This is a genomic window from Cobetia sp. Ld8 (genome assembly GCF_045066615.1).
Lineage (GTDB): Bacteria > Pseudomonadota > Gammaproteobacteria > Pseudomonadales > Halomonadaceae > Cobetia > Cobetia amphilecti.
Genome location: NZ_JBISHF010000006.1, coordinates 164,571 through 179,713 on the forward strand (window position 1 = coordinate 164,571; position 15,143 = coordinate 179,713).

General features: G+C 61.8%; 5 protein-coding genes. All 5 read left to right on the plus strand.

Translation table 11 applies throughout. The annotated features are described in order from the left end of the window. Positions 1–102: 102 nt before the first annotated feature. The 5 genes from ACJJV2_RS02560 (at position 103) to ACJJV2_RS02580 (ending at position 15,103) form a co-directional block, all read left to right on the plus strand. A complete protein-coding gene (locus ACJJV2_RS02560) occupies positions 103–1,032 on the plus strand; it encodes a MoxR family ATPase (protein WP_054556876.1) in 930 nt (309 codons plus the stop codon). After that, positions 1,029–2,048 carry a DUF58 domain-containing protein gene (locus ACJJV2_RS02565; protein ID WP_405278072.1) on the plus strand — a complete coding sequence of 340 codons (1,020 nt, stop codon included), beginning with the start codon at positions 1,029–1,031 and terminating at the stop codon, positions 2,046–2,048. The genes ACJJV2_RS02560 and ACJJV2_RS02565 overlap by 4 nt, the downstream gene beginning before the upstream one ends. Further along, positions 2,045–4,201, plus strand: coding sequence for a transglutaminaseTgpA domain-containing protein (locus ACJJV2_RS02570; protein WP_405278074.1), 2,157 nt, complete (start codon positions 2,045–2,047; stop codon positions 4,199–4,201). The genes ACJJV2_RS02565 and ACJJV2_RS02570 overlap by 4 nt, the downstream gene beginning before the upstream one ends. 215 nt (positions 4,202–4,416) lie before the next feature. Further along, the gene (locus ACJJV2_RS02575) at positions 4,417–8,895 is read left to right on the plus strand and encodes an Ig-like domain-containing protein (RefSeq protein ID WP_405278076.1); all 4,479 of its coding nucleotides are present in this window, start codon (positions 4,417–4,419) and stop codon (positions 8,893–8,895) included. A gap of 7 nt (positions 8,896–8,902) precedes the next feature. Continuing rightward, positions 8,903–15,103 (plus strand): VCBS domain-containing protein, encoded by a 6,201-nt coding sequence (locus ACJJV2_RS02580; RefSeq protein ID WP_405278078.1) that lies wholly within the window; start codon positions 8,903–8,905, stop codon positions 15,101–15,103. Positions 15,104–15,143 lie beyond the last annotated feature (40 nt).

A 15,143-nucleotide genomic window follows, 5' to 3' on the forward strand; every position in this document is an offset into this window, starting at 1 on the left:
TCGAGCCTGCGCAGCAACGCCGCTGGCCCTGCGTCATCTGGCGTGTGCTGCCCATCGTGATGGCCGCATCTCCTCCTCCCCACTTTGTTCTGGAGTCTTTGCATGAATGCCAAGGTATCGCCACAGCAGCTGGAAGAGGTGGAAGCCGCATTGTCGACGGTGCTGGCGGGCAAGCCGCGCCAGATCCGTCTGGCGCTCTGTTGTCTACTGTGTCGTGGTCATGTCCTGATCGAGGACTTGCCGGGGCTGGGCAAGACGACGCTCGCCCAGGGGCTGGCGCGTCTGATCGGAGCCGACATGCAGCGGGTGCAGTTCACCAGCGATCTATTGCCCGCTGACATTCTCGGCGTGTCGGTGTTCGACCCGCGTGAGGGCAACTTCCGCTTCCATCCCGGCCCGGTGTTCCACTCGCTGGTGCTGGCGGATGAGATCAACCGTGCCACGCCCAAGACGCAGAGCGCGTTGCTGGAGGCGATGGAAGAGCGTCAGGTCACGGTGGAGGGCGAGACCCGTCGCCTGCCAGAACCGTTCTTCGTGATCGCGACCCAGAATCCGCTCCAGCAATCCGGCACCTTCCCGCTGCCGGAGTCCCAGCTGGACCGCTTCCTGATGCGGCTGTCATTGGGCTACCCGGAACCCGCAGCCGAGCGCGAGATTCTCAAGGGCAATGCCGGGCGACAGCATATCGAGGCGCTGCGACCCTTGTTGCCCGTCTCGGTGCTCAAGGAGTGGCAGGCCGCCGTGGATCGTGTGCGTCTGTCTGATCCGCTGCTGGATTATCTGCAGGCGCTGGTGGCGGCGACGCGCAGCTCACCGGAAGTGGCCTATGGTCTCTCGACGCGCGGGGTGCTGGCGTTGGCCAGTGCTGCGCGTGGCTGGGCGCTGCTGGCAGGACGTGACTATGTGCTGCCGGAGGATGTGCAAGCGGTCTGGGCGCCCGTCGTGGGGCACCGCCTCAGCGAAGGCAGTGTTGCCGAAGGTGAGGCCGTGGCACGCCATCTGCTTGGGCAGGTGGCGGTGGTGCCTGCATGACCCAGGTGGCGAAGCCCGGCGCATGGACGCGCGTGAAAGCCCGCATGCTGCGCAAGATGTCGATTGGCGGAGGCGAGGCGCTTCATCATGCGCGCTTGATGATCTTGCCGACGCCCTTCGGGCTGTTCTGGGCGGTGCTGGTGATCCTGCTGCTGCTGTTGGGGATCAATTACGAGAACTCGCTGGCGCATGGCCTGTCCTTCTGGCTGTTCGCCGTGGCAGTGGTCAGCATCTTTCGCAGCTGGCGCAATCTGGCGGGCGTGCGAGTGCAGCTGATCGCCGATGGCGAGGCGTTTGCGGGCAATACGTTGCGTGTCATGGTGCGCCTCACCGGTCGGGCTCGCTCGCATGCCATCGATGTTCGGCTGGGAGAGGCGCGCCAGCGACTCGAGATCCATGACGGCGAAGGCAGTGCGCCGCTGGAGCTGGCGGCCTTTCAGCGTGGCCAGTTCTCATTGCCGACGCTGACGCTGGAGTCGCGCTGGCCGTTGGGACTGGTGCGTCTGTGGGCCTGGGTCGCGATCGATACGCCGGTTCTCGTCTATCCACAGCCAGAGCTTCCCTCCACCCCGCAGGGCAGTCGTCGTACGCTCGAGCAGATAGAGCAGGGCGATTTCGCCGGGCTGCGCCGCTATGTACCGGGCGACGCGCCAGCGCATATCGCCTGGAAGCACTGGGGGCGCAGTGGGGAGCTGGTCACCAAGCGCTTCGAGACGCCTGCGCGTCCCTCGCTGTGGCTGGATTACGAGGCCTGTCGTGGCGACATGGAGCAGCGGCTCTCGGAGCTCACGGCACGCGTGCTGGCGGCGGAAGGCGCCCAGGCGACCTATGGTCTGCGACTGCCGGGCCAGACATTGGCCATCGCCAGTGGCGGGGCGCATCGTCGTCGAGTGCTTGAGGCGCTGACGCTGTTCGGCGGCGAGCGGAAGTTGCCATGGTCCGCCCAGCTGGTGGCCAGTGAGGCCGCCGAGCGAGCCGGCGCGAGTCGTCCCTTGAGTCAGGAGGGCAGTGCATGAGCCTGTCGACAGCCAGCGCTTCCCCGGGACGCGCCTCCCTGGGCCGCTCTTCAAAGGACGAGCTCTCCAGAAGCGCGTCCTCTACCTCCTCCGGTGCCAGACGGCGCTGGTGGCAGCGCAAACCGCTGACGCCTGATCAGGCGCTGGGCTGGCTTGAGCTGCGCCACCTGTTCATCGGCCAGTGTCTGGTGCTGGCGTTGCATGTGCTGTGGATGCCGGTATGGCTTGCCCTGCCGGCCTTGCTGGCGGCGTTGTGGCGCTTTCAGCAACTCCGGGCGCGAGTTCCGCGCGCTGGCATCCTGTTGCGGCTGGCGGCGGTGGCAATGGTCGCGGCGGGCCTGTTTCTCGAATACGGCCAGATGCTGCGCCTGGAGGCGATGATCGGCCTGCTGGTCGGCATCTATCTGCTCAAGCTGCTGGAGACGGACAGCCTGCGCGATGGTCGCGTGGTTTGCGGGCTGGGCTTCGTGGTGCTGGCGGCGGCCTTCCTGCATGACCAGGGGCCCTTGATGGCGGCGGCTTCGGTCATGGCTGCGGCGTGGCTGGTCGGCGGACTGGTATTGATCGCCGGTGCACGCGAGCGTCGTGAGGCCATGCGGGAGACGGCCTGGCTGATGGGGTTGTCCCTGCCGCTGATGCTGGGCTTGTTCGTGCTCTTTCCCCGCTTGCCGCCGCTGTGGAACGTGCCGCAGCTCAACGAGGCCACCACGGGGCTTACCGACAGTGTTTCTCCCGGCGATATCGCCGCCCTGGGTCGCAGTGATGCCCTGGCGTTTCGGGCGCGTTTCGACAACGGACTGCCTGCGGCCTCCCAGCGCTACTGGCGTGTGTATACCCTGAGCCTGTTTGATGGCGTGCGCTGGTCGCGTGCCACGCCGGAGCGTCTTCAAGAGGCGCTGGGCGGGCCGGCTGAACGCTACGTTCAGCGCGGGGCGCGCATCGATGGGGAAGTCGCCCGTCACCGCTATGAGCTGCTGCTGGAGCCGGACCCGCGGCCCTGGCGGCCGAGTCTCGGCGCGCCACTGGCGACCAGTCGTGAGGCCCGTTACCTGATCGACGGCACCCTTGAGGGGCTGGCGTCACTCAATACCCGCGAGCTGCTGGAGATGTCTTCCTCCGGCGCGCCACCGACAACGGCTCCGCAATGGATGCAGCGCCTTGATCAGCTGTTGCCCGATGATGGCAACCCGCGTGCCCGTGAGTTCGCTCGCGATCTGATGCGGGAGTCGGGGGGAGATCCTCAGGTCTTCCTGCAGCGCCTTTTCCAGTATTTCAATCGCCAGCCTTTCCACTACACCCTGACGCCACCGCGCCTCGAGGGGCTCAGCCGTGTCGATGATTTCCTGTTCGACAGCTTGCGGGGCTATTGCACCCATTACGCCTCTACCAGCGTTTTTCTGGCGCGCGCTGCCGGGCTGCCGGCGCGTATGGTCGCGGGTTATCTGGGCGGTGAGGCACAAAGCGATGGCATCGGTGGGCCGCAGGAATTGAGCATTCGCCAGTATGACGCTCACGCCTGGGTCGAGGTGTTCTTTGCTGGCCGCTGGCATCGATTTGATCCCACCGCGGCGGTGGCTCCCGAGCGAATCTCGCAGGGGGCGCTGAGCCTGCAGGGGCAGCCGGGCTTCATGGCTGATGCTGGCTTGCGCGCCTTCACGCTGAATAATTCATTGCTCAGTGATCTGAGACGGCAGTGGGAGCGTTTCGAGTATCGTTGGCAGCGCAGTGTGGTGGGGTTCCGCCTCGATGAGCAGCGTAATCTCTGGAAACGCCTGTTTGGCGACTTCCGCTGGGAGTGGCTTGTCTGGGGTGTGCTCGGGCTGCTGGCCAGTGTGGTGCTGGCAGGTGTGGCACTGGTGTTGTGGTCGGGCCGTGAGGTGTCAGCGCACGCAGGTGTGCGAGCCTACCGCAAATTGGTGAAGCGGCTGGAGCGTACGGGCCATGGCCCCTATATGGGTGAGGCGCCCGGCAGTCACTTGCGCCGTATCGCTCAGCTGCAGCCGCAGAATGTAAAAATATTGTTACATTTGGCGGGTTTGATTGAACAATGGCTCTACAACGATGCTACGGTATTAGTGGGCTCTCATGATCAATCACCATCCTTGCGTAGTATCCGGCGCCAGTGGTCTGTTCATGCTCGCAAGATTCGCTAAAGCGCAATGACGACCTTGATGAGTGTAAGTTACTGATTTAAAGAGGCTTTTGGGAGTCAGATACCCCATGCTCATGGCGCGATGGCACTACTGAAAATTGCTAGGTTGCAGTAAGTGATGTTGTGTATCAAAATGTAACCATCCGTTCTTGTCGATCATGCCATTGCCCCTTTGCAGCATGATGCAGCACCTTTCCCCAGCAGGAGTATGTCCCCATGGTCCAGGTCATCCGCACAGAAGGCACAGTACTTGTTGTTTCCTCCACCAACGAGGCACAGCGTGTCGTCAATGGAATGACGCTTGAACCGACAGCCACTCTGGTCGCACCGCAGGGAGCGATCGTGGTGCTGGAAGACGGCACCCAGCTTGTGGTGCCGCAGGGGGCGCCGATCGGCGTTGAGGTGTTGCTGGCTGAGTCGCGTGGGGAAGCGCCTGTTGACCCGGCAGTGGAAGCGTTGCGCGAAGCGATCGCCCGTGGCGAAGACCCGACCGCGATACAGGAAGCTCCCGCAGCCGGTGAGAATGGCGGCGCGCCGGGCAGCAGTCGTAGTGGTTTCCTGGATGCCTCTGGGGTGGGGCGCGAAGGGCGTGTCGAACGGACCTCCTATGAATATGAGGGCGGTTTTACCGACCCGGAATTCAATGATGAGGACGAAGATGGCCTGGGGCTGGATCTTGATCCGACACTGCCGACAGAGGTCGTGCTGTCCTTGTCGGTCGATGCCCCCGCGCTGACCTCCGACACCACACCGACCATCGTCGGCACCACCGATGCCGAAGACGGCAGCACGGTCACCCTGGTCATCACCGACAGTGAAGGCAATGAGCAGACCGTCACCGCGACTGTCGAGAACGGCACCTACACGGTTGACGCCGAGACGCCGCTGAGCGAAGGCGAGTACAGCGTCGAAGCCTCGGTCACCGATCCGGCCGGCAATACCGCGACCAGCAATGACGTGGGCGAGATCGACCTGTCCGCTCCGGCACTGACTGTCGATGCCCCCGCGCTGACCTCCGACACCACACCGACCATCGTCGGCACCACTGATGCCGAAGACGGCAGCACGGTCACGCTCGTCATCACCGACAGCGACGGCAATGAACAGACCGTCACTGCAACGGTGGAAGATGGCACCTATAGCGTCGATGCCGAGACACCACTGAGCGAAGGCGAGTACAGCGTCGAGGCCTCGGTGGTTGATTCCCAGGGCAATGCTGCCACCAGCAATGACGTGGGCGAGATCGACGTGACCGCGCCGACTCTGACCGTCGATGCTCCCGCGCTGACCTCTGACACCACACCGACCATCGTCGGCACTACCGATGCCGAAGATGGCAGCACTGTCACGCTCGTCATCACCGACAGTGAAGGCAACGAGCAGACCGTCACCGCCACCGTCGAGAACGGCACCTACACGGTTGACGCCGAGACGCCGCTGAGTGAAGGCGAGTACAGCGTCGATGCATCTGTGTCTGACCCCGCAGGCAATATCGCGACTAGTACCGACACGGGCGAGATCGATCTGTCCGCTCCGGCACTGACTGTCGATGCCCCCGCGCTGACCTCCGCCGAGACACCACTGAGCGAAGGCGAGTACAGCGTCGAGGCCTCGGTGGTTGATTCCCAGGGTAATGTTGCCACCAGCAATGACGTGGGCGAGATCGACGTGACCGCGCCGACTCTGACCGTCGATGCTCCCGCGCTGACCTCTGACACCACGCCGACCATCGTCGGCACCACCGACGCCGAAGACGGCAGCACCGTCACCCTGGTCATCACTGACAGCGACGGCAACGAGCAGACCGTCACCGCCACCGTCGAGAACGGCACCTACACGGTTGACGCCGAGACCCCGCTGAGCGAAGGCGAGTACAGCGTCGAAGCCTCGGTCACCGATCCGGCCGGCAACGCCGCGACCAGCAACGACGTGGGCGAGATCGACGCAAGCGCGCCGGCGCTGACCGTCGACGCTCCCGCACTGACCTCCGACACCACGCCGACCATCGTCGGTACTACTGATGCCGAAGACGGCAGCACTGTCACGCTGGTCATCACTGACAGCGATGGCAACGAGCAGACCGTCACCGCGACCGTCGAGAACGGCACCTATACGGTTGACGCTGAAACGCCGCTGAGTGAAGGCGAGTACAGCGTCGAAGCCTCGGTCACCGATCCGGCCGGCAACACCGCGACCAGCAATGACGTGGGCGAGATCGACGCAAGCGCGCCGGCGTTGACCGTCGACGCTCCCGCACTGACCTCCGACACCACGCCGACCATCGTCGGCACCACCGACGCCGAAGACGGCAGCACCGTCACCCTGGTCATCACCGACAGCGACGGCAACGAGCAGACCGTCACCGCCACCGTCGAGAACGGCACCTACACGGTCGACGCCGAAACACCGCTGAGCGAAGGCGAGTACAGCGTCGATGCATCTGTGTCTGACCCCGCAGGCAATATCGCGACTAGTACCGACACGGGCGAGATCGATCTGTCCGCTCCGGCACTGACTGTCGATGCCCCCGCGCTGACCTCCGACACCACACCGACCATCGTCGGCACCACCGATGCCGAAGACGGCAGCACGGTCACGCTGGTCATCACCGACAGCGACGGCAATGAACAGACCGTCACTGCAACGGTGGAAGATGGCACCTATAGCGTCGATGCCGAGACACCACTGAGCGAAGGCGAGTACAGCGTCGAGGCCTCGGTGGTTGATTCCCAGGGTAATGTTGCCACCAGCAATGACGTGGGCGAGATCGACGTGACCGCGCCGACTCTGACCGTCGATGCCCCCGCGCTGACCTCCGACACCACACCGACCATCGTCGGCACCACCGATGCCGAAGACGGCAGCACGGTCACGCTCGTCATCACCGACAGTGAAGGCAACGAGCAGACCGTCACTGCAACGGTGGAAGATGGCACCTATAGCGTCGATGCCGAGACACCACTGAGCGAAGGCGAGTACAGCGTCGATGCATCTGTGTCTGACCCCGCGGGCAATACCGCCACCAGTACCGACACGGGCGAGATCGACCTGTCCGCTCCGGCACTGACTGTCGATGCCCCCGCGCTGACCTCCGACACCACACCGACCATCGTCGGCACCACTGATGCCGAAGACGGCAGCACGGTCACGCTCGTCATCACCGACAGCGACGGCAATGAACAGACCGTCACTGCAACGGTAGAAGATGGCACCTATAGCGTCGATGCCGAGACACCACTGAGCGAAGGTGGCTATAGCGTCGAAGCTTCCGTGACTGACTCTCTGGGCAATACGGCTATCAGTAACGATGTAGGTACGCTCATTGGTGGCGATTCAGGAGCGGTGACAGAAGATGGTGTCACTGAAGCCACTGGCACCTTGGTAGATGTGGACAGCACGGATGTCGTGGCTGACTCACAGACTGATACCTACGGGGCTTTCAGCGTCAACGATGCTGGTGAGTGGACCTACACCCTCGACAACGAAGCCGCCGAGACCCAGGCCCTGGCCGCCGGCGAGACCGTCACCGAGACCTACACCGTCACGCTCAGCGATGGCTCGACCACCACGGTCGATATCGTCATCACCGGCACCGACGACCTGCCGGTCATCACTGCCGATGCCGGTGCCGTGGAAGAAGACACCACCCTGGAAGCCAGCGGCACGCTGACCGCCACCGACGTGGACGGCACGCCGCCGACCTTCGACGCCGCCACCGATGACAGCAGTGTCTACGGCAGCTTCAGCGTGGACGTCGATGGCAACTGGACGTATACCCTCGACAACGACGCCGCCGAGACCCAGACCCTGGCTGCCAGCGAGACCGTTACCGAGACCTACACCGTCACGCTCAGCGATGGCTCGACCACTACGGTCGACATTCTGATCACCGGTGTGGACGACGGCGCGCCGACCATCACTGACATCAGTGCCACGGCCGACAACAGCGTCACCGAAGCCACCGGCGACACCGTCACCGGCAGCTTCACGGTCGCGGCACAAGCGGGCATCGATACCGTCACCATTGACGGCGTCGACATCACCAACGCCAGCACCACGCCGGTCGTGATCACCACCGATGAAGGCACGCTGACCATCACCGACTATGCGGCTGATGGCACCGTGACCTACAGCTACGTCGAGGATGGCGCGAGCGAAGATCACACTGCCGGCGACATCACCGACAGCTTCACCGTCGTGGTTACCGACATCACCGGGCAGAGCAGCACTGATAGCCTGGACATCGCGATCCTCGATACCGCTCCGGTCGCCAACGCCGACGCCCGCAACATCGGCGAAGACACCACCACGGCACTCGACGGTAACGTCATCGACGGCGCCAGCGACACTGCCGATACTCTGGGCGCGGATGCCACCACGGTCACTGACGTCGATGGCAGCACCGTCACGGCAGATGCCGCGGCAGTCGTCACCGGCGACTACGGCACGCTGACGCTCGAAGCCGACGGCAGCTACAGCTATGTGCTCGATACCACCAATCCGGCCGTGCAGTCGCTGGATGATGGCGAGAGCCTGGCTGACGTCTTCAGCTACACGATCACCGACGCCGATGGCGATACCTCCAGCACCACGCTGACCATCACCGTCGACGGCTCCACCGATGGCGCGCCGACCATCACTGACATCAGTGCCACGGCCGACAACAGCGTCACCGAAGCCACCGGCGACGGCTGATGGCACCGTGACCTACACCTACGCCGAGGATGGCGCGAGCGAAGATCACACTGCCGGCGACATCACCGACAGCTTCACCGTCGTGGTCACCGACATCACCGGGCAGAGCACCAGCGACAGTCTGGACATCGCGATCCTCGATACCGCCCCGGTCGCCAACGCCGACGCCCGCAACATCGGTGAGGACACCACCACGGCACTCGACGGCAACGTCATCGACGGCGCCACCGACACCGCCGACACCCTGGGGGCCGATGCCACCACGGTCACTGCCGTCGACGGCAGCACCGTCACGGCCGATGCCGCGGCAGTCGTCACCGGCGACTACGGCACGCTGACGCTCGAAGCCGACGGCAGCTACAGCTATGTGCTCGACACCACCAATCCGGCCGTGCAGTCGCTGGATGATGGCGAGAGCCTGGCTGACGTCTTCAGCTACACGATCACCGACGCCGATGGCGACGCCTCCAGCACCACGCTGACCATCACCGTCGACGGCTCCACCGATGGCGCGCCGACCATCACTGACATCAGTGCCACGGCCGACAACAGCGTCACCGAAGCCACCGGCGATACCGTCACCGGCAGCTTCACGGTCGCCGCGGAAGCGGGCATCGATACCGTCACCATTGGTGGCATCGACATCAGCGACGCCAGCACCACGCCGGTCGTGATCACCACCGTCGAAGGTGTCCTGAGCGTGACCGGCTACGACGCCGACACGGGCACCGTGACCTACAGCTACGTCGAGGATGGCGCGAGCGAAGATCACACCGGCGGCGACATCACCGACAGCTTCACCGTCGTGGTCACCGACATCACCGGGCAGAGCAGCACTGACAGCCTGGACATCGCGATCCTCGATACCGCCCCGGTCGCCAACGCCGACGCCCGCAACATCGGTGAGGACACCACCACGGCACTCGACGGCAACGTCATCGACGGCGCCAGCGACACCGCCGACACCCTGGGGGCCGATGCCACCACGGTCACTGACGTCGATGGCAGCACCGTCACGGCCGATGCCGCGGCAGTCGTCACCGGCGACTACGGCACGCTGACGCTCGAAGCCGACGGCAGCTACAGCTATGTGCTCGACACCACCAATCCGGCCGTGCAGTCGCTGGATGATGGCGAGAGCCTGGCTGACGTCTTCAGCTACACGATCACCGACGCCGATGGCGACGCCTCCAGCACCACGCTGACCATCACCGTCGACGGCTCCACCGATGGCGCGCCGACCATCACTGATATCAGCGAGCCGGTCGACAACAGCGTCACCGAAGCCACCGGCGACACCGTCACCGGCAGCTTCACGGTCGCGGCCACCGCCGGCGTTGCCGCTGTCACCATTGGTGGCATCGACATCAGCGACGCCAGCACCACGCCGGTCGAGATCACCACCGTCGAAGGTGTCCTGAGCGTGACCGGCTACGACGCTGACACGGGCACCGTGACCTACAGCTACGCCGAAGATGGCGCGAGCGAAGATCACAGCGACGGCGACATCACCGACAGCTTCAGCGTCGTGGTCACCGACATCACCGGGCAGAGCACCACTGACAGCCTGGACATCGCGATCCTCGATACCGCCCCGGTCGCCAACGCCGACACGCGCAACATCGGCGAAGACACCACCACGGCACTCGACGGCAACGTCATCGACGGCGCCAGCGACACCGCTGACACCCTGGGCGCGGATGCCACCAGCGTGACCAGCGTCACGCCGGACGGCGGGAGCGCGTCTGCCGTCACCGCGGATGATGCGACGGTCGTCACCGGCAGCTACGGCACGCTGACCCTCAACAGTGATGGCAGCTACAGCTATGTGCTCGACACCACCAATCCGGCCGTGCAGTCGCTGGATGATGGCGCGTCACTGACCGACGTCTTCAGCTACACGATCACCGACGCCGATGGCGACACCTCCAGCACCACGCTGACCATCACCGTCGACGGCTCCACCGATGGCGCGCCGACCGTGACGCTTGAAGATAAGGAAGTGACCGAAGCCACGGGGGCTACGCTCACTGACACCTTCACTGTGTCGGCTGAGGCGGGGGTAGCCACGGTTACCATCAATGGTAGCGATATCACTGGTGCGACCGAGGATAGCCCGGTCGTGATTCCGGGCGCGGACGGTGATGAAGGTACGTTGACCATTACTGGCTATGATTCCGACTCCGGCACCGTTTCCTACACCTATGTGGAAGATGGTACGGCTGCGGATCATTCGGCTGGCGATAATAGCGTGTTCGATAATTTCGCTGTGGTCGTCACTGATCTCGCGGGGCAGAGCACGAGTGAGAGCCTCGACGTCAAGATTCTGGATACTGCGCCGACGGCCAATCCGGATGAGCGCACCATTGATGAAGATGCGACGGATGAACTGACGGGCAACGTGATTGACGGTGCCAATGACACCGCCGATACGCTGGGCGCCGATACGCCATTCATGGTGTGTAAGCTCGACGATAAAGGAATTGCAGATGGAGGCAGCGCCACCGTCACCGGCGACTACGGTACGCTGACGCTCAACAGCGACGGCAGCTACACCTATGTCCTGGATACCACCAAGACTCAATCGTTGGCCGACGGTGCGCAGGCGGAAGATGTCTTCACCTATGTGCTGGAAGACAGCGATGGTGATACCTCGACTACCACGCTGACCATCAACATCACGGGGTCCGATGATCTGCCGGTGCTTACTGCAGATACTGGTGCCGTGAGTGAAGACAACGTATTGACGGCCGCCGGAACATTGAAAGCGACCGATATCGATAGCGATGCACCGACCTTCAAGGCCGACACTGACGACAGTAGTGTTTACGGTACCTTCGAAGTCGATACCAACGGCAACTGGACCTATACGCTGGATAACGACACTGCTGCTGTGCAGAGCCTGACATCTGGCGACACGATCACCGAGCAGTATGTCGTGCAGCTCAGCGATGATTCCAGCACGACAGTGGATATCGTCATCACAGGTGCTGACGATGCGCTGCCGACCATCAGTTCTCTGGATGACCAGGTCGTCACTGAAGCGACCGGTAGCACCGTCACAGATACCTTCACTGTCGCAGCTGCAGCAGGGATCGCGGCAGTGACGATCGCTGGTGTGGATATCACTGATGCCAGCACCACACCGGTGGCGATCTCCAATGATGAAGGAACGCTGACTGTCACGGATTATGATGCCGACACCGGGATTGTCTCCTACAGCTATGTGGAAGATGGCACAGCGGCTGATCACACGGGTGGGGACGACAGTGTGATTGATGGCTTTGCTGTCGTGGTGACGGATCTTGCTGGTCAGAGTAGTACCGATAGCCTCGATGTCACGGTTCTGGATACCGTGCCGACGGCCAATGCCGATACACGTAACATGGGGGAGGATCTCAGCACCGCTATCACCGGCAACCTCGTCGATGGCACATCAGCAACAGAAGATACGTTGGGCGCAGGTGATGTCAGCCTGACCGCTGTCAGCTTCGGCACGAACAACGTCACGGTCAGTGATTCCGGTACCACCTCGATCTCTGGTGACTATGGTGTGCTGACGCTCGAGGCGGATGGTAGCTACAGCTATCAATCCACTCGTGAAGATGTGCAGTTCCTGGCCACCGGTGAGTCGGTGCAGGATGTCTTCACCTATGTGATCACGGATGCTGACGGTGACACGTCCAGCACGACCTTCACGGTCAATATCAATGGTCGTAACGACTCACCGGATATCACTGTCGAGAGTGGGGACAGCATCGCTGCGAGTCTGACGGAGACGGATTCTGCGCTCACAGCCACTGGCACGCTTTCCGTGAGCGATGTGGATCTCAGTCAGACAGTCACGCCGAGTGTCACCAGTGTGACGAGTGAGGGGAATACCGACACTCTCAGCAATGATGACTTGCTTGCTCTGCTGGGTGTGGATACTGGCACCATCATCGACAGTGGCAGTGACGAAGGGGTTCTCAACTGGACATTCGACAGCAGTACAGTCGATGACAGCTTCGACTACCTCACGGCTGGTGAGTCGCTGGTGCTGACCTATACCGTCACCGTGACGGATAGTGAAGGTGGGACGGATGACCAGGAAGTCACCATCACCATTACCGGTACCAATGACGAGCCTGTGGTGACGGATACCGAAGGTCGTGTCAGTGAAGAGGGGCTTGAGGGCGGTATCGCGGATAGCGATGCGGCTGATGGCTTCACGGATACTACTGATTCCACCACCGTCACCGGTACTGTTTCCGTCTCGAATGTCGATAGCGATAGCGTGTCGTTGGTATTGACGGAACCTGCAACGGCCATCACCTCTGGTGGCAGTGCCGTGACCTGGTCAGGCAGCGGTACCCAGTCCCTGGTGGCAACCGATGCTGACGGCAATGAAGTCGCGACGGTTACCATCGATGACAGTGGCTCCTATACCTTCACTCTGAGTCAGGCGGTCGATCACTCGGAAGATGGTGAAGATGTCCTGTCACTGGACTTCGGTGTGCTTGCCACTGACAGTGAAGGAGCCAGCTCTACCGGAACATTGACGATCGGTATCGAGGATGATGCCCCAGAGCAGCAGGACTCCCAGAGCTTCTCTTCGACGCTGGTGGATACCAATCTAACCATTATTCTTGATGTGTCTGGTTCCATGAGAGCCACCGATGGGATTGACGGTGAAACTCGTCTGCAAAGTGCGATTGACTCTATCAAGTCCCTGATTGAAGCCTATGACGATTTCGGTGATGTACGTATCAATCTGGTGACGTTCTCGTCTATCGGTACGGCGCAAGATGCCTGGATGACGGTGGAAGAGGCTGAAACCATTCTAGATGGTCTACAGGCTGGTGGTCTCACCAATTACGATTCTGCGCTTGCAGCTGCTATCGAGAATTATTCTGAAGATGGAGCGCTGGAAAATGCCCAGAGCATTTCTTATTTCTTCTCTGATGGCGAACCTAACTACGGTGATGGGGATGATGAGGAACTGAATGTGCTGGTGGGGAATACCATTTTTAGTTCAGATGCTGGCATCTCCGAGGCTGAAGAAAATATCTGGACTGATTTCCTAGTGGAAAATGGTATCAAGTCCTATTCCATAGGCTTGGGGGATAACGTATCCGAGGCCAATCTCGACCCGATTGCCTACGACGGTTCTGCCGATGAAGATCTGGATAGCACGGTGGTCACCGACTATGAGGATCTTGATGATACGCTCGCCACTACAGTGCAATCTCCCGTCAGCGGCCAGTTGATTACCGGTAGTTCAGTAGACGACAGCCTGTTGGGGGCAGATGGTGGCTATCTGCAGCAGATCAGTGTCGATGGCACCACTTATAGCTACGATATCGACACCAATACTGTCTCTGCCGAGGGCACGAATAACAGCAGCTACGATGCTGTTAGTTACGAGCTGAGCATCGCGACGGAGCTGGGTGGCAGAATGACGTTCAATCTGGACAGCGGCGAGTTCTCCTATACGCCGCCAGATAACGTCAGCGAGCGCTCCACCGAAAGCTTCGACTATGTATCAGTTGATGGTGATGGCGATACCAGCACATCCAATGTCAGCATCGATGTCGACAAGCTGGCTGTCGTGATCGGGACTTCAGGCGACGACACTTTGTCGGGAGATGGTGATGGGCCGTTCTATGCGGACTATCTGATCGGCCAGTCTGGTGACGATATCTTGAATGGAGGTGAGGGGAGTGATCGCCTGGAAGGTGGAAGTGGCAACGATGCGCTGAGTGGCGGCGTTGACAACGATACCCTCTCTGGCGGTACGGGGGGCGATATCCTTGCTGGCGGTACAGGGGACGATGTCCTCACAGGGGGCTCTGGCAACGATATCCTTATCGGTGGCGGTGGCGCCGATACCTTCCGGTGGTTGAGCGGTGATGACGTCAGTACTGAAGGCGGCATGGCAATCGATACCATTGCCGACTTCAGTGCGGCCGATGGGGATGTCATCGACCTGTCTGATCTGCTGCAGGCCGATGAGGATGCCGATACTCTCTCGAGCTTCCTGCACTTCGAGTCAGATGGAGACGGTGGTACCAATATCGAGATCAGTGTCGACGGATCCGACGGCAGCAATATCACGCAAGAGATCAATCTGCAGGATGTCGACCTGACATCAGGTGGCGACACGGATACACAGATCATCCAATCATTGCTCGACAGCAACAGTCTCAAGACAAACGTTGACGGCTAAGCCGATGAGATAGGGGAGATAGCTTAGGCTGTCTCCCCTA

Coding starts and splice junctions, on each gene's coding strand:
- ACJJV2_RS02560 (WP_054556876.1), top strand. CDS start 103: ATGAATGCCAAGGTATCGCCACAGCAGCTGGAAGAGGTGGAAGCCGCA.
- ACJJV2_RS02565 (WP_405278072.1), top strand. CDS start 1,029: ATGACCCAGGTGGCGAAGCCCGGCGCATGGACGCGCGTGAAAGCCCGC.
- ACJJV2_RS02570 (WP_405278074.1), top strand. CDS start 2,045: ATGAGCCTGTCGACAGCCAGCGCTTCCCCGGGACGCGCCTCCCTGGGC.
- ACJJV2_RS02575 (WP_405278076.1), top strand. CDS start 4,417: ATGGTCCAGGTCATCCGCACAGAAGGCACAGTACTTGTTGTTTCCTCC.